General features: G+C 53.1%; 28 protein-coding genes. 9 read left to right on the plus strand and 19 right to left on the minus strand.

Going from position 1 to position 23,998, the window contains the following annotated elements; translation table 11 throughout:
• Positions 1–90 precede the first annotated feature (90 nt).
• From nlpI to mtr, 4 genes are all read left to right on the plus strand, one after another.
• On the plus strand, positions 91–975 hold the full coding sequence (gene nlpI, locus JQ822_RS08210) for a lipoprotein NlpI (protein ID WP_096755537.1): 885 nt from the start codon (positions 91–93) through the stop codon (positions 973–975).
• A 107-nt stretch (positions 976–1,082) separates the two neighbouring features.
• Positions 1,083–1,163, plus strand: a complete 81-nt coding sequence (yrbN, locus tag JQ822_RS08215; protein ID WP_010723222.1) for a protein YrbN — start codon at positions 1,083–1,085, stop codon at positions 1,161–1,163.
• On the plus strand, positions 1,156–3,090 hold the full coding sequence (locus JQ822_RS08220) for a DEAD/DEAH family ATP-dependent RNA helicase (RefSeq protein ID WP_213133059.1): 1,935 nt from the start codon (positions 1,156–1,158) through the stop codon (positions 3,088–3,090). The genes yrbN and JQ822_RS08220 overlap by 8 nt, the downstream gene beginning before the upstream one ends.
• Before the next feature lie 145 nt (positions 3,091–3,235).
• Positions 3,236–4,480, plus strand: a complete 1,245-nt coding sequence (gene mtr / locus JQ822_RS08225; protein ID WP_213133060.1) for a tryptophan permease — start codon at positions 3,236–3,238, stop codon at positions 4,478–4,480.
• A 40-nt stretch (positions 4,481–4,520) separates the two neighbouring features.
• Here the strand turns inward: mtr and JQ822_RS08230 are convergent, their stop codons facing one another.
• The 3 genes from JQ822_RS08230 to ubiU form a co-directional block, all read right to left on the minus strand.
• The gene (locus JQ822_RS08230; protein WP_213133061.1) at positions 4,521–5,528 is read right to left on the minus strand and encodes a luciferase-like monooxygenase; all 1,008 of its coding nucleotides are present in this window, start codon (positions 5,526–5,528) and stop codon (positions 4,521–4,523) included.
• Positions 5,529–5,608: 80 nt separating this feature from the next.
• Positions 5,609–6,487 carry a U32 family peptidase gene (locus JQ822_RS08235; protein ID WP_213133062.1) on the minus strand — a complete coding sequence of 293 codons (879 nt, stop codon included), beginning with the start codon at positions 6,485–6,487 and terminating at the stop codon, positions 5,609–5,611.
• An 8-nt stretch (positions 6,488–6,495) separates the two neighbouring features.
• The gene (gene ubiU / locus JQ822_RS08240; RefSeq protein ID WP_213133063.1) at positions 6,496–7,491 is read right to left on the minus strand and encodes a ubiquinone anaerobic biosynthesis protein UbiU; all 996 of its coding nucleotides are present in this window, start codon (positions 7,489–7,491) and stop codon (positions 6,496–6,498) included.
• Between the two features lie 219 nt (positions 7,492–7,710).
• On the opposite strand from ubiU, the gene ubiT reads away from it, so the two are divergent.
• Together ubiT and JQ822_RS08250 are read left to right on the plus strand one after the other, a co-directional pair.
• Positions 7,711–8,235, plus strand: coding sequence for a ubiquinone anaerobic biosynthesis accessory factor UbiT (gene ubiT / locus JQ822_RS08245; protein ID WP_135324189.1), 525 nt, complete (start codon positions 7,711–7,713; stop codon positions 8,233–8,235).
• A complete protein-coding gene (locus JQ822_RS08250; protein WP_213133064.1) occupies positions 8,229–8,732 on the plus strand; it encodes a GNAT family N-acetyltransferase in 504 nt (167 codons plus the stop codon). Before ubiT ends, JQ822_RS08250 begins: the two co-directional genes overlap by 7 nt.
• On the opposite strand, the gene JQ822_RS08255 is transcribed toward JQ822_RS08250, so the two are convergent.
• Positions 8,719–9,018, minus strand: a complete 300-nt coding sequence (locus JQ822_RS08255) for a GIY-YIG nuclease family protein (RefSeq protein ID WP_213133065.1) — start codon at positions 9,016–9,018, stop codon at positions 8,719–8,721. The genes JQ822_RS08250 and JQ822_RS08255 overlap by 14 nt on opposite strands.
• A 52-nt stretch (positions 9,019–9,070) precedes the next feature.
• Between JQ822_RS08255 and JQ822_RS08260 the strand changes: the two genes are divergently transcribed.
• Both JQ822_RS08260 and JQ822_RS08265 read left to right on the plus strand, forming a co-directional pair.
• The gene (locus tag JQ822_RS08260) at positions 9,071–9,499 is read left to right on the plus strand and encodes a YhbP family protein (protein ID WP_213133066.1); all 429 of its coding nucleotides are present in this window, start codon (positions 9,071–9,073) and stop codon (positions 9,497–9,499) included.
• A gap of 32 nt (positions 9,500–9,531) precedes the next feature.
• Positions 9,532–10,167: an NAD(P)H-binding protein gene (locus JQ822_RS08265; RefSeq protein ID WP_213133067.1), complete on the plus strand. Its 636-nt coding sequence runs from the start codon at positions 9,532–9,534 to the stop codon at positions 10,165–10,167.
• A gap of 30 nt (positions 10,168–10,197) precedes the next feature.
• On the opposite strand, the gene dolP is transcribed toward JQ822_RS08265, so the two are convergent.
• The 4 genes from dolP to JQ822_RS08285 are packed head-to-tail and all read right to left on the minus strand — an operon-like array spanning position 10,198 to position 13,792.
• Complete coding sequence (gene dolP / locus JQ822_RS08270; protein WP_213133068.1) at positions 10,198–10,773, minus strand: division/outer membrane stress-associated lipid-binding lipoprotein; 576 nt, start codon at positions 10,771–10,773, stop codon at positions 10,198–10,200.
• A 9-nt stretch (positions 10,774–10,782) separates the two neighbouring features.
• Entirely contained in the window at positions 10,783–11,373 is a 591-nt protein-coding gene (gene diaA / locus JQ822_RS08275; protein WP_048213380.1) for a DnaA initiator-associating protein DiaA, read from the minus strand.
• A gap of 20 nt (positions 11,374–11,393) precedes the next feature.
• Positions 11,394–11,789 (minus strand): YraN family protein, encoded by a 396-nt coding sequence (locus tag JQ822_RS08280; RefSeq protein ID WP_213133069.1) that lies wholly within the window; start codon positions 11,787–11,789, stop codon positions 11,394–11,396.
• Positions 11,747–13,792, minus strand: a complete 2,046-nt coding sequence (locus JQ822_RS08285) for a penicillin-binding protein activator (RefSeq protein WP_213133070.1) — start codon at positions 13,790–13,792, stop codon at positions 11,747–11,749. Before JQ822_RS08285 ends, JQ822_RS08280 begins: the two co-directional genes overlap by 43 nt.
• Before the next feature lie 62 nt (positions 13,793–13,854).
• Between JQ822_RS08285 and rsmI the strand changes: the two genes are divergently transcribed.
• The gene (gene rsmI, locus JQ822_RS08290; RefSeq protein WP_213133071.1) at positions 13,855–14,718 is read left to right on the plus strand and encodes a 16S rRNA (cytidine(1402)-2'-O)-methyltransferase; all 864 of its coding nucleotides are present in this window, start codon (positions 13,855–13,857) and stop codon (positions 14,716–14,718) included.
• 141 nt (positions 14,719–14,859) lie between these two features.
• Here the strand turns inward: rsmI and JQ822_RS08295 are convergent, their stop codons facing one another.
• From JQ822_RS08295 to agaV, 11 genes are all read right to left on the minus strand, one after another.
• Positions 14,860–15,579: a galactosamine-6-phosphate isomerase gene (locus JQ822_RS08295; RefSeq protein WP_213133072.1), complete on the minus strand. Its 720-nt coding sequence runs from the start codon at positions 15,577–15,579 to the stop codon at positions 14,860–14,862.
• 54 nt (positions 15,580–15,633) lie between these two features.
• Positions 15,634–16,425 (minus strand): PTS galactosamine transporter subunit IID, encoded by a 792-nt coding sequence (agaD, locus tag JQ822_RS08300; protein ID WP_213133073.1) that lies wholly within the window; start codon positions 16,423–16,425, stop codon positions 15,634–15,636.
• Positions 16,415–17,221 carry a PTS galactosamine transporter subunit IIC gene (gene agaC / locus JQ822_RS08305; RefSeq protein ID WP_213133074.1) on the minus strand — a complete coding sequence of 269 codons (807 nt, stop codon included), beginning with the start codon at positions 17,219–17,221 and terminating at the stop codon, positions 16,415–16,417. Before agaC ends, agaD begins: the two co-directional genes overlap by 11 nt.
• 49 nt (positions 17,222–17,270) lie before the next feature.
• A complete protein-coding gene (gene agaB, locus JQ822_RS08310; protein ID WP_213133075.1) occupies positions 17,271–17,747 on the minus strand; it encodes a PTS galactosamine transporter subunit IIB in 477 nt (158 codons plus the stop codon).
• A gap of 188 nt (positions 17,748–17,935) precedes the next feature.
• On the minus strand, positions 17,936–18,811 hold the full coding sequence (gene kbaY, locus JQ822_RS08315; RefSeq protein WP_213133076.1) for a tagatose-bisphosphate aldolase subunit KbaY: 876 nt from the start codon (positions 18,809–18,811) through the stop codon (positions 17,936–17,938).
• 13 nt (positions 18,812–18,824) lie between these two features.
• A complete protein-coding gene (locus JQ822_RS08320; RefSeq protein ID WP_213133077.1) occupies positions 18,825–19,979 on the minus strand; it encodes an AgaS family sugar isomerase in 1,155 nt (384 codons plus the stop codon).
• Between the two features lie 302 nt (positions 19,980–20,281).
• Entirely contained in the window at positions 20,282–21,415 is a 1,134-nt protein-coding gene (gene nagA, locus JQ822_RS08325; RefSeq protein ID WP_213133078.1) for an N-acetylglucosamine-6-phosphate deacetylase, read from the minus strand.
• Positions 21,412–21,846 (minus strand): PTS galactosamine/N-acetylgalactosamine transporter subunit IIA, encoded by a 435-nt coding sequence (gene agaF / locus JQ822_RS08330; protein WP_213133079.1) that lies wholly within the window; start codon positions 21,844–21,846, stop codon positions 21,412–21,414. The genes nagA and agaF overlap by 4 nt, the downstream gene beginning before the upstream one ends.
• 16 nt (positions 21,847–21,862) lie before the next feature.
• Complete coding sequence (agaE, locus tag JQ822_RS08335; protein WP_213133080.1) at positions 21,863–22,741, minus strand: PTS N-acetylgalactosamine transporter subunit IID; 879 nt, start codon at positions 22,739–22,741, stop codon at positions 21,863–21,865.
• Positions 22,731–23,510: a PTS N-acetylgalactosamine transporter subunit IIC gene (gene agaW, locus JQ822_RS08340; RefSeq protein WP_003839998.1), complete on the minus strand. Its 780-nt coding sequence runs from the start codon at positions 23,508–23,510 to the stop codon at positions 22,731–22,733. The genes agaE and agaW overlap by 11 nt, the downstream gene beginning before the upstream one ends.
• A 10-nt stretch (positions 23,511–23,520) precedes the next feature.
• A complete protein-coding gene (gene agaV / locus JQ822_RS08345) occupies positions 23,521–23,994 on the minus strand; it encodes a PTS N-acetylgalactosamine transporter subunit IIB (protein WP_213133081.1) in 474 nt (157 codons plus the stop codon).
• Positions 23,995–23,998: the final 4 nt, after the last annotated feature.

Genomic DNA, 23,998 nt, shown 5'->3' on the forward strand with positions numbered 1-23,998 from the left:
CGTGAGCGGAGGGCCTTTAACCCGGCAGGATGCCTTGTTAGCAACCGGGGAACAGGACGTTCATTCAATCGTTGTCTTCGGGAGTGGGAAATGAAGCCTTTTTTGCGCTGGTGTTTCGTTGCGACAGCACTCACGCTGGCTGGATGCAGTAATTCCGCCTGGCGTAAGAGTGAAGTCCTCGCAGTACCACTGCAACCGACTTTGCAGCAGGAAGTGATTCTGGCACGTATGGAACAAATTCTTGCCAGTCGGGCTTTAACCGATGACGAACGCGCACAGCTTTTATATGAGCGCGGAGTGTTGTATGATAGTCTCGGTCTGAGGGCATTAGCGCGAAATGATTTTTCACAAGCGTTGGCAATCCGACCAGATATGCCTGAAGTATTCAATTACTTAGGTATATATTTAACGCAGGCAGGCAATTTTGATGCTGCCTATGAAGCGTTTGATTCTGTACTTGAGCTTGATCCAACTTACAACTACGCGCACTTAAATCGCGGTATCGCATTGTATTACGGCGGTCGCGACAAGTTAGCGCAAGATGATCTGCTAGCGTTTTATCAAGACGATCCCAATGATCCATTCCGTAGTCTGTGGCTTTATCTTGCCGAGCAGAAGCTCGATGAGAAGCAGGCTAAAGAAGCGTTAATACAGCGCTTCGAGAAATCGGATAAAGAGCAGTGGGGATGGAACATTGTCGAGTTCTACCTGGGCAACATTAGCGAAGCAACGCTGATGGAACGCCTGAAGGCGGACGCAACGGATAACACCTCGCTCGCTGAGCATCTCAGTGAAACCAACTTCTATTTAGGTAAGTACTACCTAAGTCTGGGGGATTTGGACAACGCTACGGCATTGTTCAAACTGGCGGTGGCTAACAACGTTCATAACTTTGTTGAGCACCGATACGCATTGTTGGAATTATCGCTCCTGGGCCAGGACCAAGATGACCTGGCAGAATCGGACCAGCAATAGCTGACGTACACATCAGCCCGTAATCTTTTTTTGATTGCCATCACCTTCATCGGTGAGGGCGTTGTTGTTCGTTAATACACCTACTTTGAGCCGGTTCACACTTTTCAATGAAAATTGCAGATCAATTTCATGATGAGTTATGTAGACTGGCCGCCATTAATTTTGAGGCACACGTACTACATGGCTGAATTCGAAACCACTTTTGCAGATCTGGGCCTGAAGGCTCCTATCCTTGAAGCCCTTACCGATCTGGGTTACGAAAAACCATCTCCAATCCAGGCAGAGTGCATTCCGCATCTGCTGGGCGGTCGCGATGTTCTGGGTATGGCCCAGACCGGTAGCGGCAAAACTGCAGCGTTCTCCTTACCGCTGCTCAACAATCTTGATCCTGAGCTGAAGGCACCTCAGATTCTGGTGCTGGCACCGACCCGCGAACTGGCGGTTCAGGTTGCAGAAGCCATGACGGATTTCTCTAAACATATGCACGGCGTGAACGTGGTAGCCCTGTACGGCGGCCAGCGTTATGACGTGCAATTACGTGCCCTGCGTCAGGGCCCGCAGATCGTCGTCGGTACGCCGGGTCGTCTGCTGGATCACCTGAAGCGCGGTACCCTGAACCTCTCTAAACTGAGCGGTTTAGTGCTGGACGAAGCCGATGAAATGCTGCGTATGGGCTTCATCGAAGACGTTGAAACGATTATGGCGCAGATCCCGGAAGGTCATCAGACCGCTCTGTTCTCTGCAACCATGCCGGAAGCTATTCGTCGTATTACCCGCCGCTTTATGAAAGAGCCGCAGGAAGTACGCATTCAGTCCAGCGTAACCACGCGTCCTGACATCAGCCAGAGCTACTGGACTGTCTGGGGCATGCGTAAAAATGAAGCGCTGGTGCGTTTCCTGGAAGCAGAAGATTTTGATGCGGCGATTATCTTCGTTCGTACCAAAAATGCGACCCTGGAAGTGGCAGAAGCGCTGGAGCGTAGCGGTTATAGCAGCGCTGCACTGAACGGTGACATGAACCAGTCCCTGCGTGAGCAGACTCTGGAACGTCTGAAAGACGGTCGTCTGGATATTCTGATTGCGACCGACGTTGCGGCCCGTGGCCTGGACGTTGAGCGTATCAGTCTGGTTGTTAACTATGACATCCCGATGGATTCCGAGTCTTACGTTCACCGTATCGGCCGTACCGGTCGTGCGGGTCGTGCTGGCCGTGCGCTGCTGTTCGTTGAGAACCGCGAGCGTCGTCTGCTGCGTAACATCGAACGCACCATGAAGCTGACTATTCCGGAAGTTGAGCTGCCGAACGCAGATCTGCTGGGCAAACGCCGTCTGGAGAAATTCGCCGCGAAAGTACAGCAGCAGCTGGAAAGCAGCGATCTGGATCAGTACCGTGCTCTGCTGGCGAAAATGCAGCCGGAAGAAGAGCTGGATATCGAAACGCTGGCCGCAGCACTGCTGAAAATGGCTCAGGGTGAACGTCCGCTGATCCTGCCGCCAGATGCACCGATGCGTCCGAAGCGCGAATTCCGCGACCGTGACGAGCGTGCTCCGCGTGGCGATCGTAACGATCGTGGACCGCGTGGCGACCGTCCGGAGCGTGGTGGTGAAGACCGTCCGCGTCGTGAACGTCGTGACGTTGGCGATATGCAGCTGTACCGCATTGAAGTGGGCCGTGATGACGGTGTTGAAGTTCGTCATATCGTTGGCGCGATCGCTAACGAAGGCGACATCAGCAGCCGTTACATCGGTAACATCAAGCTGTTCGGTACGCACTCCACCATCGAACTGCCGAAAGGTATGCCGGGCGACGTGCTGCAGCACTTTACCCGTACTCGCATCCTGAACAAGCCGATGAACATGCAGCTGGTTGGCGATGCAGTACCGCACACCGGTGGTGAGCGTCGTGGCGGTGGTCGTTTCAGTGGTGAACGTCGTGAAGGCGGCCGTGGTGAAAACCGTGGTAACAGCACTGAGCGTCGTGAAGGTGGTCGTGGTGATGGCCGTCGTTTCAGCGGCGAACGTCGTGAAGGCAGCCGTGCTCCACGTCGTGATGATGCTTCCGCTCCGCGCCGTGATGACTCCGCGGGCCGTCGTCGTTTCGGCGGTGACGCATAAGCTTCACAGCTTAAAAGCGTAAAGTAAAATATACAGCCCCGATCTTAACAATCGGGGCTTTTTTTATTTCTTTTGTACTCGTGTACTGGTACAGTGCAACGCATTAAAATGCAGTAGCAAAATAATTCACTGGAGAGACGGCCAAATGGCAACACTAACCACCACCCAAACGTCACCTTCGCTGCTCGGCGGCGTAGTGATTATCGGCGGCACCATTATTGGCGCAGGGATGTTTTCCCTGCCGGTGGTCATGTCCGGGGCGTGGTTCTTCTGGTCAATGGCAGCACTGATCTTTACCTGGTTCTGCATGCTGCACTCCGGGCTGATGATCCTCGAGGCTAACCTTAATTATCGTATTGGTTCGAGCTTCGACACCATCACCAAAGATCTGCTGGGTAAAGGCTGGAACGTTGTTAACGGCATCTCGATTGCGTTCGTCCTGTATATCCTGACCTACGCGTATATCTCAGCCAGTGGTTCGATCCTGCATCACACTTTCTCGGAGATGTCGCTGAACGTTCCTGCGCGAGCGGCAGGGTTTGGTTTCGCGCTGCTGGTGGCGTTTGTTGTGTGGTTGAGCACCAAGGCGGTGAGCCGCATGACGGCAATCGTGCTGGGTGCGAAGGTGATTACCTTCTTCCTGACCTTCGGTAGCCTGATGGGCCACGTTTCCCCAACCACGCTATTTAACGTCGCGGAAAGCAACGCCTCATACACGCCGTATCTGCTGATGACGCTGCCGTTCTGTCTGGCCTCATTCGGCTATCACGGCAACGTACCGAGCCTGATGAAGTACTACGGTAAAGATCCGAAGACCATTGTGAAGTGTCTGGTGTACGGCACGCTGCTGGCACTGGTGTTGTACACCGTATGGTTGCTGGGGACGATGGGTAATATTCCACGTCCGGAATTTATTGGCATTGCGCAGCAGGGCGGTAACATTGATGTGCTGGTGCAAGCGCTGAGCGGAGTGCTGAACAGCCGAAGTCTGGATCTGCTGTTGGTGGTGTTCTCAAACTTTGCGGTGGCGAGTTCGTTCCTTGGCGTGACGCTGGGCCTGTTCGACTATCTGGCGGATCTGTTTGGTTTTGATGACACAGCGATGGGGCGTTTGAAAACCGCTTTACTGACCTTCGTTCCACCGATTATCGGCGGTCTGCTGTGGCCGAACGGTTTCCTGTATGCCATTGGCTATGCAGGACTTGCGGCAACCATCTGGGCGGCCATTGTACCGGCACTGCTGGCACGCAAATCCCGTGAGCGTTTTGGTAGCCCGAAATTCCGCGTCTGGGGGGGCAAGCCGATGATTGCTCTGATCCTGGTGTTCGGTATCGGCAACGCGGTTATCCATGTTCTGTCGAGCGTGAATCTGTTACCGGTCTATCAGTAATCTCCTTTTTACCCTCTCCCCACCGGGAGAGGGTAACAACTTACCCCAGCAGTTCTTCTTTCACCTGCATTGCCAGGTCAAACGAATGCAGCCGTGCCTGATGATCAAAAATCTGCCCGTTGACCATAATCTCATCCGCTTGAGTTTCACGTAGGATCGACTCCAGCCCGTGACGCACTTTCGCTTTATCACCCACCAGCGACATGCTTAACGCCTGCTGCACGCCGTACTGTTCGGAAGCGGACCACAGTTGATGCATATTCTCTACCGGCGGCGGTAACTGTCCGGTTTCGCCACGGCGCAGCTTCATAAACGCCTGCTGCATTGAGGTGAAAAGAAATTCTGCATCGCGATTGCTGTCGGCGGCGATGATGTTGATGCACACCATCGCATACGGTTTTGCCAGCCGCGCTGAAGGTTTGAACTGAGTGCGGTACAGATGCAGCGCCTGATGCAACATATCCGGTGCGAAGTGTGAGGCGAAGGCAAACGGCAGGCCAAGCTGGGCTGCCAGCTGCGCGCTGTAGAGGCTGGAGCCTAACAGCCACACTGGAATTTGCTCGCCGTAACCTGGAACCGGGCGCACATGCGGATTCGGGTCTTGTGCATCAAACCAGTCCACCAGTTCTGCCACATCGCGCGGGAAGTTATCAATATCCCCACTCATATGGCGACGCAGTGCGCGCATGGTCGGTTGATCGCTGCCCGGCGCGCGACCCAGCCCGAGATCAATACGTCCCGGATACAGCGTATTCAGCGTGCCAAACTGTTCGGCAATCACCAGCGGGGAATGGTTGGGTAACATCACACCGCCGGATCCCAGATGCAGGGTGGTGGTATTGGCTGCCAGATAGCCTATCAACACCGAGGTTGCCGCACTGGCGATGCCGATCATATTATGATGTTCAGCCAGCCAGTAGCGATGGTAGCCGCGCTTTTCCGCCAGTTGGGCGAGATCAAGAGAGTGCGAGAAGGCCTGCTTTGCGCTGGAGCCTTCGGGGATCGGCGCCAGATCGAGCACCGAGAACGGAATGGTTTTGTCAGTCATAACGGCTCACTTTGTTACCGGTTAATCTTTTAATAGTGCATTAAAGATTAGCGAGTGTTGTTAACAAAGTGAGCTATTAATCACATCTGCAGTTCCAGACCTGCCAGTCGTTTCCAGTAGCCGTTGCAATCACTGTGGGCGGCAAGCGGCAACGGTGCGTTGCCATTCTCGTTGGCACGGAAGGCGTCAAGCATGGCGAATGTCTCTGTCCCCAACGGGGAAAGGCGCACAATATCAACCAGCCCCTGCATGGATGTCAGTTCATTACCGAGGTTGTAGACGTAGCCACTCATGGTCTGAATGCCGTTGAGGACAAACACCTGCTGATTCTCCTGCGAAAGGACATCGCGCCCGTTGGGGTATTTGATGCAGCAGGTTTCGCACTCGTCTTTAGGCTTATCTTCGGAACGCGCGGTAAAGCAGCGAGCAGAGTAGGCCAGCGGTAAATGCCCGTAGCTCAGCACTTCGGTTTCAAACTGGTCGCGAATACCCAGTTCGTCACACTGGTTGAGCAGGTTCACCAGCCAGTCGCGCGACAGCTCAACCGGCATACACCAGCGCACCATGCCCTGCTTGAGCAGAATACGCAGCGTGACGGCGTTGTAGCAGTTGAGCGCGTGCCCGGCGACGAACGGCAGCTTACGCTCGGCACACATATTCACCACGCCGAGATCGCTGGCTTCCAGCAGGAAATCACCGTTTTCGACATAGCGCTTCAGCTCTCCCAGTTCAGAGGAGGCCTGTACCAGCGCCAGCGTGGACAGTACCACCTGCTTACCGCTACTGGCGAGGGACTTCGCCATATCGATCCAGTCACCTACCCTGGTCGCACGGCGTTTGCTGCATACCGCTTCGCCAAGATAGATAACGTCGGCATGACTGGTGGCGGCCTGTTGGTAAAAATCTTCCAGCGTTTCTTTCGACCAGTAGTAGAGCACTGGCCCTAATGAATATTTCATTGCTTTTCTCACTGCCATTTACGGTGATACGCACCAAGCGTGGTTTGCGTGCCTTCGGACATCGATCCGAGCGTTTCCATCCAGGCCGGTTGTGGTGCGTAGTTCTGCGGATCGGCCATGCAGCGGTCAATAGCCTGACGCCAGACTTTTGCCACCTGGCTTACGTAAGCCGGGCTGCGCTGGCGACCTTCGATTTTCACCGAGGCAATATTGGCGGCCAGCAATTCTGGCAGCAGTTCGAGCGTATTCAGGCTGGTGGGCTCTTCCAGCGCGTGGTAGCGCTCGCCATCCACCAGATAACGCCCTTTACACAGTGTTGGGTAGCCCGCGTTTTCACCGTCCTGGTAGCGGTCGATCAGCACTTCGTTCAGGCGAGACTCCAGACCCTGCGGGGTCTGCTGCCAGCGCACAAAGCGGGCGGGGGAGCAGGCACCGACGGTGTTGGGGGATTCGCCCGTCAGGTAAGACGAAAGATAGCAGCGGCCTTCCGCCATAATGCACAGGCTGCCGAAGGCAAACACTTCTAACGGAACCGGCGTCACGCGCGCGAGTTGTTTCACCTGATGAATGGACAGCACGCGCGGCAGCACCACGCGCGCGACGTCAAAATTACGGTGATAAAAATTAACCGCCTCTTCATTGGTTGCCGATGCCTGAACAGAGACATGGCGCTCAATATGCGGATAGCGTTCTGCTGCATACTCAAGCATGGCGAGATCGGCGAGGATCAGCGCATCCGCACCCAGTTGTGCCGCCATATCCACAGCACGTTGCCAGCGAGCGTAACCATCCGGGTGAGCAAAAGTGTTAATGGCGATGTGCAGCTTACGGCGATGTTGATGGACGAAACTCACCGCTTCCTGCAATTTTTTCTCGGTAAAATTAAGGCCGGCGAAATGACGGGCGTTGGTATCATCTTTTAGCCCGATGTATACAGCATCAGCGCCGTTCTCGATGGCCGCCTTAAGCGCCGGGAGATTTCCGGCAGGGCAGAGCAGCTCCATAATTTATCCTGACAGTTACGCCGCCTGGGCGCAAAAATGTTAACGAAGAGGGATTTTAGTTAACCTTGCTGAGACAATTTTTGATTTGAGGCAGTTAAAGTTGTATTGGTGTCACCAATAAAGAGGTAACAATTTCGTATCGAATTGTTGATTTATGCCGCTATGTCGTTTATTTGATATGGCAAAATAGCAGGACTATAGAAACAGGGAGTAAAGCTCGTGTTGGATAAACTGCGTTCACGCTTAGTACATTTTGGTCCTTCTCTGATGAGTGTACCGGTTAAACTGACGCCCTTTACGCTCAAGCGCCAGGTACTGGAACAGGTTCTGAGCTGGCAATTTCGCCAGGCGCTGGCCGATGGGGAACTGGAGTTTCTCGAAGGTCGCTGGTTGAGCATAAATGTTCGTGATATTGGTCTCAGATGGTATACCTCTGTTGAGAACGACAAACTTATCGTCAGTCAGAACGCAGACGCTGATGTGAGTTTTAGCGCAGACGCCAGTGATTTATTGATGATTGCGGCGCGTAAGCAGGATCCGGATACGCTTTTCTTCCAGCGTCGCCTGGTGATTGAAGGCGATACAGAATTAGGGCTACATGTGAAAAATCTGATGGACGCCATCGAACTGGAGCAGATGCCGAAAGCATTGCGCGTTATGCTGCTGCAACTGGCGGACTTTGTTGAGGCGGGTATGAAACATTCGCCAGAAACCAAACAGACCTCGGTAGGTGAACCATGCTGATTCGAGTAGAGATTCCCATTGATGCCCCTGGTATTGATGCGCTGCTGCGCCGTTCCTTTGAGAGCGATGCGGAAGCGAAGTTAGTGCACGACCTGCGCGAAGACGGTTTTCTGACGCTGGGCCTGGTCGCTACCGATGACGAAGGTCAGGTGGTAGGCTACGTCGCATTCAGCCCTGTTGATGTGCAAGGTGAAGATCTGCAATGGGTCGGTATGGCGCCGTTAGCGGTTGATGAAAACTACCGTGGGCAGGGGCTGGCTCGCCAGTTGGTCTACGAAGGACTCGATTCACTGAACGAGTTTGGTTATGCCGCAGTGGTGACGCTGGGCGATCCGGCATTGTACAGTCGCTTTGGCTTTGAGCCGGCCGCCCATCACGACCTACACTGTCGCTGGCCGGGCACCGAAAGCGCGTTCCAGGTGCATCGCCTGGCGGAAGATGCGCTGGAGGGCGTGTCTGGTCTGGTGGAATACCACGACCATTTCAACCGCTTTTAAGCGTCGGGGTTTGCAGGCTACTCAGCAGTGCCTCAAACCCTTCACCTTCGACAAGGCGCTCTTTCTGACGCTTTGTGAGCTGTTTGACTCGATATTCCACGCGCAGGGCCAGCGACCGATCGCCGACCTGCGCGGCAAATGCCAGGGTTAATTCCCCCTTCCCGCGCAGTGCTTTCGCCCCTTTTCCGCTCTGATGTTGCTTATAGCGACGTTGCACATCGGTGGTTATCCCGGTGTACAGGGCGTTGTTTTCGGTGCGGATCAGGTACAGATACCAGGGTGTCATTGTCACCATCAACGTGATAATTTTCAGGCCTACAGTATAAAAGAGAATAGAAATGGAAACACTGACTGCGGTGACGCGCTGGCTGGTAAAGCAGCACGTCGTGACCTGGTGCGTACATCACGACGGCGAATTGTGGTGTGCCAATGCGTTTTATCTGTTTGATGCGCAGAAGGTGGCGTTCTATGTGCTCACCGAAGAGAAGACCCGCCATGCCCAGATGTCCGGGCCGCGAGCACCGGTTGCCGGGACGGTAAACGGCCAGCCCAAAACGGTCGCGCTGATTCGCGGCGTCCAGTTTAAAGGCGAAATAAGGCGTCTGGAGGGGCAGGAGAGCGACGCAGCGCGTAATGCCTATAATCGCCGCTTCCCCGTTGCCAGAATGCTGTCAGCGCCCGTGTGGGAGATTCGTCTCGATGAAATCAAATTCACTGACAACACGCTGGGCTTTGGTAAAAAACTGCTCTGGCTACGTGATCTATAGTTAGAAGAATGATTGAGGGGAAAGGATAAGCGATGAGCCAGGTGTTAATAACCGGTGCAACGGGTCTGGTGGGGGGACATTTATTGCGAATGCTGCTGAATGAACCCCAGGTCCATGCGGTTGCGGCCCCAACGCGCCGCCCGTTAGCCGATATGGTTGGCGTCTATAACCCTCACGATCCGCAGCTAACCGATGCATTGGCGCAGGTCACCGATCCGATAGACATCGTTTTCTGTTGTCTGGGGACCACCCGGCGTGAAGCGGGCAGCAAAGAGGCCTTTATCCACGCTGATTATACGCTGGTGGTGGATACAGCCCTGACGGGGCGTCGTCTGGGGGCCCAGCATATGCTGGTGGTGAGTTCGATGGGGGCCAATGCGCACTCGCCGTTTTTCTACAATCGGGTTAAAGGTGAGATGGAAGAGGCGCTGATTGCGCAGAACTGGCCCCGGCTGACGATTGTGCGGCCTTCGATGTTGCTGGGCGACAGGGAGCAACAGCGAATGAACGAAAGGCTCTTTGCACCGTTATTCAAGCTGCTACCGGGGAACTGGAAATCTATTGAGGCGCGTGATGTCGCGCGGGCAATGCTGGCGGAAGCGATGTCGCCGGATCATGAAGGCGTTTCAATCCTCACATCCTCAGAGCTTCGGGAGAGGGCGAAATAGCCCGGCTAATCAACCGGGCTATTTACAAGGTTACTTGATGAACGTAAAAGCCGTAGTGACGCGTTTCACGCCGCTGACCCGGCTGGCGATGTCCGCTGCAGCCTTCGCTTCGCGCTCAGTCACCAGACCCAGCAGGAAGACTTCTCCATTCTCGGTGGTCACTTTAACGTTTGATGATTTAACCTGATCGCTGGTTAGTAACTGGGAGCGAACTTTAGTGGTGATCCAGGTATCGTTGGAGGCTTCACCCAGCCCGATTGGCTGGCCCTGACGGACTTCGTTAAAGACCTCAGTCGTCCCTTCTACACCCATCGCAATTTGTTTTGCCCGCGCAGACAGTTCGCTATTTGGTGACTGGCCGACCAGCAGCACTTTACCCTGATAAGCGCTGACGTTGATGCGCGCTTCTTTCTTGATCTGGGCATCTTTTGATAACGCCGTACTGACGCGTAATTCCAGAGTTCCATCATCTACCTGGGTGCCGACACTGCGAGGATCCGTTGCGGCTTTCGTCCCGACAGCGGCAGTTCCGACAACGGCGGCAGCTATACAGCCTTGCAGCAGCAGTGCAGCGATAATCACAGCAAGCGGCGAAAGTGCCTTCATGTGTACTCCTTAATCATCCTGGTGAGGGAAAAGCGTGTTATCGATAAGATCGCAAAGACAATTCACCGTCAGCATATGCATTTCCTGAATGCGCGCGCTGTGGTGTGAGGGAATGCGGATTTCGACATCCTGCGGCCCCAACAATCCGGCCAGCTCACCCCCGTCATAACCGGTCAATGCGACGATTGTCATGTCGCGGGTGACGGCAGCTTCAACGGCTTTAACGATATCGCGACTGTTGCCACGCGTAGAAATTGCCAACAGAACATCACCTGCATGTCCCAGCGCACGGACTTGTTTGGCATAAACTTCGTCGTGCAGGCGATCGTTGGCAATCGCAGTTAAGACCACATTATCAGTATTTAGTGCAATAGCAGGTAAACTGGGCCGTTCTGTTTCAAAACGGTTGATCATGCTGGCAGCAAAATGCTGTGCGTTGGCAGCGGATGTCCCATTACCACAACAGAGAATTTTGTTGCCATTGAGCAGGGATTGAACCAGCGTCATGGCTGCACGGGAAATCGCATCCGGGAGCGCTTCAGCCGCAGCAATCTGAGTTTGAATGCTTTCTGTAAAGCAGACTTTAATTCTATCGAGCACGCTAATCCTTAAATCTTCAATTATGAGCGGTCGTTAAAGGCGTCCTTTAACCACTCAACATCATTTCCGGTGAAGGCTAACACATCGAACCGGCAATCCACAGTATCAAAACTCCCATTGTGGCGCGCAAGCCACAAGCGGGCAGTATGTAATAATTTCTGTTGTTTGCTGCGGGTCACACTCGCCGCCGCGCCGCCAAAAAGGGCGGAACGGCGAAAACGGACCTCAACAAAGACGGTAGTCTTGCCTTCACGCATTATCAGGTCGATTTCGCCGCCGCGTTCACGCACGTTGGCGGCGATAAAACGCAGTCCTTTGCTTTCCAGCCAGTGACGCGCGGTGGCTTCCCACGCATCGCCGGTCTGTTTACTCGTTAACTGGCGGGGACGACCTGTCCTTGCTGGTATTTGAGCCATGATAACTTCCTGTTAATCACACAATCCTGCGTTGCGGTTAATGCACCCGTGTTGCCGTTAATTTCAAAGCCTTGCACCTGACGCATTTGCGAGAAGTGGTTAGCCAACGACCACGCATCAACGCCCATGGCGTACATACGCGCCAGCGAGTAGTCGTTACGCACGGCACTGAGCGCCTGCTGCATGAGCGGCTCGTTGCCACCGGCCAGCATTGGAATTTCACTGTACTGCAAGCCTTCCATCTCCAGGCGGAAATCAGGACCTGCAGTACCTTGTGCGCTACGGGAACTGGCATACAGCGTTGCGCCGCTTTGGCTGCCGTTACGCATGGCGATCATCGGCTTAATAAAGGCGATCTCTTCCGGCGTCGCCAGAATATACACCGCGTCAACACGACCGCTGCTGCCGGTGATTTGCGCATCGGTCGGCGCTGCCGGAATCGTCAGACCGCCAATTGTCACGCCAGGTTGCGCAGGCACAGAGGAGGCGATCGGGCTGCCCGTCAGGGAAATCCCTGAACCGCCGTTGACGCCCATTTTCAGCTCAGCGGTAGAGCCGAACTTCTGCTGCAATACCACGCCGCCGCCCAGCGTTTGCCATTCCTGAGCAAAGGCATTAGCCACACGATCGCCCAGACCGCTGCGAGGGATCAGCAGCAGCGGAGACTGTTTGCCCTGGGCGTGAATATGACGTGCGGCATCGCGCGCTTCATCTTCCGGTGACAGCGCGAAGTAGCACACATTCGCCAGGTTTTTCACCGACTCTGGCTGGTTAAGTGCCAGCACGTTCAGTGGGGTGCTGCTCTTCATCAGTTCTTCGACATTGTTCTTCAACAGTGGGCCGACAACAATGCTGGCGCCGTCCTGCTGTACCTGGGCCAGGATCTGGTTCAGCGGCTGTGACGAGGTGTCGTAGATTTTCAGTTCTGCGGATGGATTTGCCGGAGCGCTGACCATCGTCGGCTGAGTCGGTGCGGGTTGCGGGGCGCTAATCGGCTGTGCTGGAGCATCCTGCGTCAGGTCACTCACCGAGGCCTGAGAAGGGCTGGCAACACCGTCGACAGGCTGCGGCTGTGCAGCTGGCGCGGTAGTGTCCGTGGCGGCAGCGGGTGCTACAACAACAGGTGCTGCTACCGGCTGTGTGCCCATGTTTTTCGCCGCTTCAAAGCCTTGCTGAATAGTGCGACCAAATACAGCAGCCTGACCGTTCAGCGGCAGCAGAAGTGCAATTTTGCTGGTGGAGGCTGGCTTATAGCTCTGGACATTAACCAGCTGCGTTGGCAGCAATTTTGCCCCCGGGTTTTGCGGATAACGTTTTTGCCAGTCGGCAATGCCCGCTTTCATCATGTCCGGATCGCTACGGTTATCAAACCAGACGCGCTGGAGATCCAGCCAGCCTTGCAACACGTTTTCATCGGCGTTGATGACCAGCGCCTGTGCCTGCTCTTGCGTCATAGACGACAGCGCCTGCCAGGTGGCATCAATGTTCTTCTGCTTAGCATTCGCGGCCAACAGGGGCTCCTGAGCGATGAGCGCACGCAGCAGCGTTAACGATGGGCGTCCCTGGCTGGCGTCAATTTGCGCCTGCCAGTAACGTACCTGTTGGTTTTGATCAAAATCGGCTGGTTTTAACTTCTCCAGCAGGGCCTGCGCTCCCGCGACATCTTTCTGCGCGAGTTTGATCTCGACGGCCAACAGAGACTGCTCACGACGCTGGCTGTCGTTCAGATTTTGCGGCAACTGGTTGAACAACTCGACCGCCTGCTGGCTCTTGCCTTCTTTCAGCAGTGCACGAATGGCGAGTAATTGCCAGTTGGTCTTGCTATCATCTGAGCTTTGCTGCATCTGTTGCAGGTAAAAGCCGGAATCAGCTTGTGCCGTGCCCTGCATGTGGGCTGCACTCTGGTCAGGCGCCTGGGTGCCACAACCGGCGAAAATCAATGCTGCCAGAATGACTGGCAGAGCGCGCACGGCTTTCAAACGAGAAAATGTTGAGGGTACCATACTGTATCCAGTGATATTTTTTACGCAATGCTCAATATTAAATCGGCAATACGGACGACACAATGAAACAACACGAATCGGCGGATAATTCTCAAGGCCAACTCTTTATTGTACCTACTCCTATCGGAAATTTGGCTGATATTACCCAACGAGCGCTCGAAGTTTTACAAGCCGTTGATTTAATTGCCGCTGAAGACACCCGTCATACAGGATTATTGTTACAACACTTCGCGATTAGCGCCCGTTTGTTTGCGCTGCATGACCACAACGAGCAGCAAAAGGCCGAAACGCTGGTGGCAAAGCTCAAAGAAGGGCAAAACATCGCGCTGGTTTCCGATGCCGGAACGCCGCTGATTAACGATCCTGGCTATCACCTGGTGCGGACCTGTCGTGAAGCGGGGATCCGCGTTGTGCCGCTGCCTGGTCCTTGCGCGGCAATTGCCGCATTGAGCGCCGCCGGACTGCCCTCCGACCGTTTTTGTTATGAAGGTTTTTTGCCTGCCAAATCCAAGGGCCGACGCGATGCGATGAAAGCCATTGAAGAGGAACCCCGCACGCTGATTTTTTATGAATCCACGCATCGTCTGCTCGACAGCCTGGAAGACATGGTCGCCGTATGGGGAGAGTCCCGCTATGTGGTGCTGGCGCGCGAGTTAACCAAAACATGGGAAACGATTCACGGTGCGCCGGTTGGCGAGTTGCTGGCGTGGGTAAAAGAAGACGAAAACCGCCGTAAAGGCGAAATGGTGCTGATTGTCGAAGGCCATAAAGCGCAGGAAAACGATCTCCCGGCTGACGCATTGCGTACGCTTGCGCTGTTGCAGGCAGAATTACCGCTGAAAAAGGCCGCCGCGCTGGCTGCTGAAATCCACGGCGTGAAAAAGAATGCGCTGTATAAGTACGCGCTGGACCAGCAGGGAGAGTAAGAATACTTAGGTTAAACGTCGACTTGTCGGAAGAAATGTCGGAACAAATGTCGGAAGAACTCGCTGAAAGCGTTGCAGCTAAGAGGCAAACTGCAACGCGTTGGCGCGAAGAAAGGAGGGATGTGGCGGGCGCTGTAAATTTTAATGATCAGGATACTGTGCGCCGTCAATCAGGCAACTCACATTGTGGTGCAGCCATAAAAATGAAGCAGGAATAGTCGTCGTGACGGTGGCGGCCAGGTATTTTTCAACCGCATCGTGCTTCCCTTCACCTGCAATCAACAGCAAAATCTCTTTTGCATTCAGGATGTCCTTCAGCCCCAGCGTAATGCCGCGAGTTACACGATTATCAGCCGTTTTTAACATGTCATGATGGCGCGTTTGCTCATCAAGTACGCTGATATGGCAAAACGGTTCCAGGACCTCAGCGGGTTCATTCAGCCCCAAATGGCCATTTTTGCCGATTCCGAGCAGGCATAAATCGAGACCGCCCCGACTGGCAATAATCTCTGTGATGCGCTCGCATTCCTGCTCGTCAACATGTTCAGATTGAAAACCGACCAGCTGTTCTGCTCGTAAACCCAGCGGTTGAACGATGTGTTGTTGCAGGAAAGATTCACACGTTGCAGGTGAGTTCAACGAAATACCGACCCACTCATCCAGTTTCACGAAAACCACCTGCTCGACATCGATCTTACGTTGGTTAATTTTCTCGACAAAGTAGCGATAGGTGAGAAGTGGGGTGCCTCCTGTCGCCAGGCAGATGGTGGCATCAGGTTTGTTCTGTATCAGCGAAATCAACTGCTCGCTGGCGCGATCGCTCAATACGTCATAATTGTCGCAGTACTGTATATATTGCATGTCTGTAGCCCTGTTAAAGAAGGGTGTAGCATGTCGCTTCACCCTCTTTTTCGTTTAAAGAATGCCGAGTGCGGACGAGATAATAGACAGCACAAACGTTACACCGATTAACAGCACCGGGTGCGCTTTCTTCACTCGCAGCAGGTAGTACATCAGCAGCGTGTAGCTCATCGGTAAAATATTCGGGAAGACTTTATCGAAGAAATCTTGCTGTAATGCCACGCTATGGGTGCTGTCGATAGCGAAAGACGTTACAACATTAATGTGTACATAGGACGCGATGAGTCCACCAATAACGGTGATCCCGAGGATCGTCGCTGAGCGAGCGATCATCTGCGAATTTTCTCTTACTTTATCGATAGCCTTAACCCCTACCGAATAACCGACGTGCGTCCATCCGACACGCAGGAAAAAGATCATCAAATAAACAGCAAAGAACAGTATTGGCCCCAGTATGTTTCCCTGACTGGCGAAAGAGGAGCAGATCCCCGCCATAATAGGCAGTAAGGTGAACCAGAAAATGGCATCGCCAATCCCGGCAATAGGTCCGAACAGCGCCACTTTTAAGCCTTTAATCGTGTCGCGGTTTTCCCCTTTCTCTTCCATTGAAATTAATAACCCCATCAGGAAACCAACGAGGTTCGGATGGGTATTGATAAATTCTAAATGATCTTTCATTGCCGCACTCAGGCCGGCTTTATCATCTTTATAGATTTTTTTCAGGACCGGGAGCATAGCCCAGGTAAAACCTCCCGCCTGCATCCTTTCATAGTTAAAGCTGGCCTGAAGAAGAGACGAGCGAAGGCCCAGGCGGGTAATGTCTTTTTTACTGATTTCAGATCCCATTTCTGTAGTCCTCTTCTTCATTGTTCATGTTGGTGACAGCCTGAGTTTGGGCCTGCTGTTTGGCCTTCGCATTGAAAAACTCATATACGGCAAATCCCGCGCCCAGTACGGCAACTGGCAGAAGATTGTTGACCTGGATGTAGCAAACAAAGAGGAAACCGGCAATCAGGTAAGGAATGTACTGCGCTTTGAACATCACGCGTAGCAGCAGGCCAAAACCGACAGCGGGCAAAATGCCTCCCGCCACTTCAAATCCATGCGTTAACCAGGCGGGCATGGCTTTTACCAGCGATTGCATAGCGCCTTGCGCTAGGTATGTGCACAGGAAGGCGATGATGGCGTAAGAAGAAGCAACAATCAGCGTTGTCATCCAGTTCAGACGCGCAAATGCACTTGTGTTTGCTTCTTTCGCGCAGTTATCGGCTTTTGCCATGAACAGAGAGAATGCTGAGTAAAAGAACAATATGACGTATTGCATCAGCAGGCTAAAAGGTAAACCAAGACCGATAGCTGTTTTGGCATCTACACCGGTAGACCATGCAATAACCGTGGTCATGAGACCTGCCATGATTGGGTTAGGTGGTTGTACGCCTCCAGCGGGGGTCAGACCGGCAAAGGCCAGTTCGGTCAGACCACCGGTAATTAGGCCAATATGAATATCACCAAGAATAGCGCCGGTGAGTGTACATACGATAATTGGTCTGAATAAAAACAGGGCTTCCAGCCAAAAGTCGATTCCCAGAAAGAAGACCAATGCAGCCAGGGATATACCCTGAATTAGGGTTATTTCATGCATGTCGAATACCTCAAATAAATCCTTTTATTATGAAAAAGCAGGTTACCCCTTATTCAGGGATCTGTTCTTTTTGATCGCCAGGGACATCCTGAATAAAAATATTAACGCCTTTCTTTTTTATAAACTGAAGGTCGTCAAGATCCTGTTCGTTAACATAAACCTTGCTGCTGATCTGCTTTTTACCTTCTGAGAAATGCATATTGCCCACGTTGACATCGTTCAGCATAATGCCTCCTTCAAGCAGCATTCTGACCGTTTTGGGCGTGCGGCAAATCAGGAAGATTTTCTGGTGTGGTGCGGCCTTACCGATAACGTTGATGGTTTTTTCTATGGAAAAAAAACGTATGCCAAAACCATATGTTTCTGCTGTGATGCCCATTAATTTCTGCTGGATGTCATCCTGTGCGACATCATCATCAACAACGACCAGCAGGTTTGCACCAATTGTTGATGTCCATGTCACGCCAACCTGTCCGTGAACTAATCGGTTATCAATACGAGTTAATAAAATATTTGGACTGCTCATACTTAAATCCTCACCATAAAATAATTGAATGACATGAATTTTTGATATATATTATTATCGCAGAATTAAAATCATGAATTTATTCAGTGTGATTTGAACTCTATGCCTCCTTTATTATTTGAGCAATGAGCACCATCTAATATTAACCAGATAGCGCTCCTGAATAAAAAACTGAAACCAGACGGCGGTTACGATAATTCGCGGGCAGGCATTAATTTGTTTGCCGAGCCACAAACATTGATTTTGCTACGTACCACTTCTTTCATGGCATCCATGCCGACGCGCATGTAGTAACGCGGATCGTTACCCTGCGGGTTTTCAGCGAACCACGCTTTGACCGCATCGGCGAAGGCGATTTTCAGTTCGGTAGCAACGTTGACTTTGCACACGCCCAGTTCGATCGTGCGACGGACGTATTCGTCAGGAACATCGCTTGCACCATGCAGTACCAGTGGGATATCGACCACCTCACGAATTTCTGCCAGACGCTGGAAATCGATTTTAGGGGTTTTGGTGTAGAGACCGTGCGCGGTGCCGATAGCGACGGCGAGACTGTCTACGCCAGTACGTTCGACAAACCGTTTTGCTTCCTGTGGGTCTGTCAGGAATGCACTTTCCGCATCTACGCTCATGTCATCTTCAACGCCGCCCAGGCGACCCAGTTCTGCTTCAACGCTGCAATCTTTGGCGTGGCAAAAATCCACCACTGATTTCACCAGTTTCACGTTTTCTTCGAAGGGGAAATGGCTGCCGTCGATCATCGCACTACGTACTCCTGCGTTCACTTTACGACGAATATCGTCCAGCGATTCGTGGTGATCAAGGTGCAGCGCCAGCGGCATGTCATAGCTGGTGGAGTAGGCGTTGCACAGCGCGTAAATTTCTTCCAGCGCGATATGTTTAAAGGTGCCAGGCGTCCCGGCGAGGATCACCGGCGATCGCATTTCATTACATACTTCGAGGATCGCCTGGATCGTTTCGGCATTGTGAATGTTAAAAGCAGGTACGGCATAACCCTTTGCCTGGGCATCCTGCAGGAGGTATTTCGTAGAAATAATGCTCATGATGCGTTTCCTCTTAAGCCTGCCATGGGTGAATAACAACGCCTTGCACTACGCGATTTACCGTACCGCTGGCGGATGGCGTATCCGGCTTATTCCCGATATTGATGGATTGCGTCAGTGCGAACACCTGGGCATACATTAGGAAACAGAAGGCGAGTTCCATATCGATGAAAGTGCGTGAAGGCGGCAACAGAATATGTGGACCGGCTTCAATAATGGCATCGGTCTCTGCAGCAATGGCGACAACGCGCAGTGCCTGCTGATCGCGGCGCAACTCTGCCAACAGATCGAGATCGTACTGACGTGTATAGGGGTGGCTGGAGACAAGCACCACGACCAGCGTTTCATTATCGACCAATGATTTAGGTCCATGGCGAAAACCGGTGGGCGAGTCATAGAATGCGGCCAGTTTACCTGCCGTGAGCTCCAGAACTTTCAGCGCGGATTCACGTGCGACACCTTGTAACCCGCCGCTGCCGAGGTAAACGATCCGTTTCCACGGTTCGTTGCCAAACACGCCGTGGCTGAAATTGCCCAGTGACGTCAGGATCGCCTGGCAACGATCGGCCACGTCCCGGAACGTCTGGCTGTTGATTTTCTCTGGAACAAATACGGCCAGGCAGCTGGCCATCATGGTGGTAATACTGCTGGTCATTGCGAAGCCGCGATCGTGCGTTTCCGCAGGCATTAACAGTGCAAATGCGTTATCGCTATCGGCTGCGTTTTTGTACAGGCTGCCAGCTTCATTACAGGTGATTGGGAGGTGATAGCACTCAGGTACAAACTGATTGGCCAGCTCAACTGCCGCAACGCTCTCTGGGCTATTACCAGACCGGGCAAAAGAAACCAGCAGTAGCGGATGGGCAGGATTCAGATAATCCATCGGATTGGTAACCAGATCGGTTGTCGGTACGGCGCTGATATTTATGCCAGTGTGGCTTGCCAGCCAGGGCGCGATGATGTCGCCAATGAATGCTGAGGTTCCGGCACCGGTCAGTACGATCCGCAGATCGCTTTTCCGTAACAATGGGGCGAGAAAGCTGTCGATAGAGGAGCGGATTTTTTCGATATTGCGGAGAGAGCGGATCCAACTGGCAGGCTGCTGACGGATCTCTTCTTCTGTCCAGGTGCCCGTTACCGCGGTAACAGGGGTGTAGGTTTCTGGCATAACTTAAGTCCTTAGTCTCGTAGATTCCACATAAAACGCTGGTGAAAATGTTGCTGTCTTTCGTTTCGTTTCATTTGTTCATATGATCGATTGATTAAAATCTATAGGAAAGAAATCGAAAGTTCAATGATGTAAAATGAAATAAAACGAAATTTGTGATCGCGAGAACGAAGGGTCGGATTATCTTATTGATCTATAAAGAAGATATTTGATGTAGTGTGTTTCGGTATTTCCTTAATCGAAAGGAAAAGAAAGGCCTGGCGATCGTATGTCGCAGGCCAAAAGGAGGCAAAATGAAAGGGCTACAGGGGAAGAGCCTGACCCTGAATCCAGATCTGCTGTAAATGCAGCCCGTTATTAAGAGCGATTACGTCGGCGCGCTTGCCAGTCTTTAATGATCCCAACTGGCGATCAATTCCCAACAAGCGAGCGGGGTGTAGCGAAGCCATATGGATTGCCTCTTCTGGGGCGATCCCGGTAAGCTCGACCATATTGCGAACGGCTGCATCAACGGACAACGTACTGCCTGCCAGACCACCAGAAGCGGTCCGCACAATACCGCTACGCATTTCCACCTCTTCGCCACAGAGCGTATAGCGCCCGTCGGGCATCCCGGCAGCCTGCATTGCGTCGGTAATCAGCACCACTCGATCTTTTGCGCAGGTGCAGCACAACCTCATGGCCGCCGGATGCACGTGCTGTCCGTCGGCGATAAGCTCCAGCCAGGCGCGAGGGTCGGTTAACCCTGCGCCAACCATACCGGGTTCACGGTGATGTAGGCCGCTCATACCGTTGTAGCAGTGTACTAACCCGCTTGCACCCGCATCAAAGGCCGCGCTAGTCTCTTCCCAGGTGGCTGCGCTATGGCCCAGCATAACCCTGACATCCTGTTGTCTGAGGTGCTGAATAGCCTGCAGTGCGCCGGGTTTTTCTGGTGCGAGTGCTACCACGCGCAGTGTCTGTTGGGAAACCGCGATCAGTTCATCCAGCTCGCTGAGATCCAGTTCCCTGAAAAGCTCAGGTGGGTGTGCACCTTTATTCTGTGGCGTGAAATACGGTCCCTCCAGATAGCTGCCCAGTACCTGAGCACCAGGGCCGCCTGAACGGCAGCGGCGGGCAATGCGTTTCAGCGCTCCATGAATCTCCTGTAATGGAGCGGTGACAGTCGTGGGCAGCCAACTGGCTACCCCTTCACGCGCTTTGTGCATCGCCAGCTTGTCGAGCGCGCCCTCTGCTTCATCCATGACATCGACGCCCCCACCACCGTGAACATGGGTGTCTATGTAAGCAGGACACAGCAGTTCGGCATCGCGATTCATCACGCCAGAGGGGATAGGCTCAATCGCCGCGATTATACCTTCTTCTATGCGTAATTGATGATCGTCCAGCCAGCCCTGTTCAGTCAGCAGGCACCTGGCGCGCAGCAGTTGTGTCATATCCCTTCCTCAACGGGGTTTTCCTCGTGACAACGTCCCAGTTCATCGACCAGGCTGGTCAAGCCACGATGCCCGCACTCCAGCGCCTGCAAACGGAATGCTTCACTGCTCAAACCTTCACGCTCCAGCGCCATCTCCAGCAACAGCTGCAGATTGGTGCCGGTGATCACTTCGCTTCCTGGTTTTTGCATCGCCAGCGTAGAGGCGACGCGAAATGGCGTCCCGCCCAACAGGTCCGTCAGAAACACAATATCTTCCTTAGCATCCAGTTCACTCACTGCCTGCTCGAGTTGCGCAGTAAGCAAGGCGGTCGATGAAGTTTCTGGAAAGTCGATGGCGATAAACTGAGACTGTTCGCCCAGAATCTGTTTCATCGCCTTTTCCATTCCGCTGGCAAACCCACCATGCCCCGTCAAAATAATACCTAACATCTACAGCCCCTTGTATTTACAGGAAATGACAGAATTTACCGACCACGCCGAGCACCACGGTAATAGCGATAAGACGTAGAGGACTCCAGCCACGGCGGACCAACCAGAACATGGTTAATGTGTAGACCAGTGGCAGAAAAGCTGGCATCAGCTTGTCAATAACGTCTGTTTGCAGTTTCACAACCGCATCACCTGCGGTGATTTCCAGCGTAGTGCTCAGGCGAACATAGGTCGCAACCAGCGCACCAATTACCGTCATCCCAACGATGGAGGCTGCGTGCCCGACCTTCCTGGTATTGGCCTTAATCAGCGGGATGGCCGCCACGCCCATCCGATAAGCGTAGTGTGCCAGACCAAAGCGCAGGCCCAGGTGAACCACGTTGAAAAACACGATAAACACAACGGCGCCGAGAATAGAACCTTGCAGCGCGAGGCTGGCCCCGATCCCTCCGCAAATGGGCAGCAGCGTTAACCAGAACATCGCATCACCGATGCCACCGAGCGGTGCGCCCACGGCAATCTTGGTACTTTGAATACTGTTCACGTCCTGCTTGGAGCGTTCCATCGCGAGGATGATGCCAATGACAAACGTCACCAGAAACGGATGGGTATTGAAGAAACCCATATGGCCTTTCATTGAACGCGCGAGGTCACGTTTGTTGGTGTGGATTTTTTTCAGTGCCGGTAACAAACCGTACAGCCATCCTGATGCCTGCATACGTTCGTAGTTAAAGGAAGCTTGTAACAACATGGAACGCCAGGCTACGCGGTTAATGTCTTTTTTCGTCAGCTCAGCACCGAGGTTTTGGTCTTCATAGATGTTTTCATTGGTGCCGGTAAGTAGCGTATCTTCGGTGTCGGAAACGTTCGGCAGAGCCGTTTGGTTAGATTCCATCTTCGAATTCCTCTTTCTGTGCTGCCGGGGCCGTAGGTTCAGGTGATTTACGCAGAAAATCGATCAGTGCCATTGCCAATGCGGCAGCGGCGATAGCCAGTACAGGGAGCTTGAGCCAGGCTGCAGCCACAAAACCCAGGATGAAATAGGGGATGTAGACGTTTTTCATCATGATTTTCAGCAGTACGGCAAAACCAATTGCTGGCATGATGCCACCGGCGACGCCAAGGCCATCAATCAGGCGGGTTGGCAGCACGTCAATGGCGGTTTTGGCATGTTCCGCACCAAAGTAAATCGGCAGGAAGGCGCATAAAAAGTAGAACGTCCCCAACGCCAGTAACGCCAGATAGTTCACGCGCTCAATTCCGGCTGTATCGGCATTTGCCGCCATCCGATCGCAGCGAGCCATAACCCCTGACATCACAGAGAACAGGAAGGTTATCCCCATCTGAACCGCCACGGCGAACGGCACTGCTACGCCGACAGCAACCTCTGGTTTTACGCCGGTGGTGATGGCAAACGTTGTCCCGACAATGGTCCCGATGATGACGTTCGGCGGCTGTGCGCCTGCCAGTGGGGCCAGACCCATCCAGACCAGCTCCAGCGTACCACCGGTTAAAATACCGGTATGCAGATCGCCAAGAATCAGGCCTACCAGCGGTCCAAGAACTACCGGGCGGTGCATATGTGTTAACCCGTTGAACATATCCAGGCCTGCGATAAAGGCGAGAATACCCAACGCAAAAGCCTGCAACAGACTAATTTCCATTGTGAAGTCCTCAGATAAGTTTAAAGAGGTCCTGGGCTGGTTCGGTTGGAACGCCCTGAACAAAGCATTCCACACCGGCGGCTTTCAGCCCGTTAAATGCCGTAATATCGTTAGCGTCTACAGAAACAGTTTTAGCGATTTGCTGCTTGCCGTTGGCGTAGTGCATGTTGCCAACGTTGATGCGGTCAACAGGAACACCGCCTTCAACCAACTTGAAAAAATCTGCGGGTGATTTGCAGACCAGTAGAATTTTCTGCCGATCGGCGGCCCGATGAATATTGTCGATCACCTTTTGCAGTGACCAGAAGCGCACGGCAATTCCTTCCGCGAGCACCATTTCCATCAGGTTTTGCTGAACCTGATCTTCAGCAACCTCATCATTGGCAACCAGAACCAGATTCGCCCCCGCAAATCCGACCCATTGCACACCGACCTGACCGTGAATTAAACGTTCGTCAATGCGACTTAATACAATGTTTGGCATAGCA

The organism is Citrobacter sp. FP75 (genome assembly GCF_018342065.1).
Taxonomy (GTDB): Bacteria; Pseudomonadota; Gammaproteobacteria; order Enterobacterales; family Enterobacteriaceae; genus Citrobacter.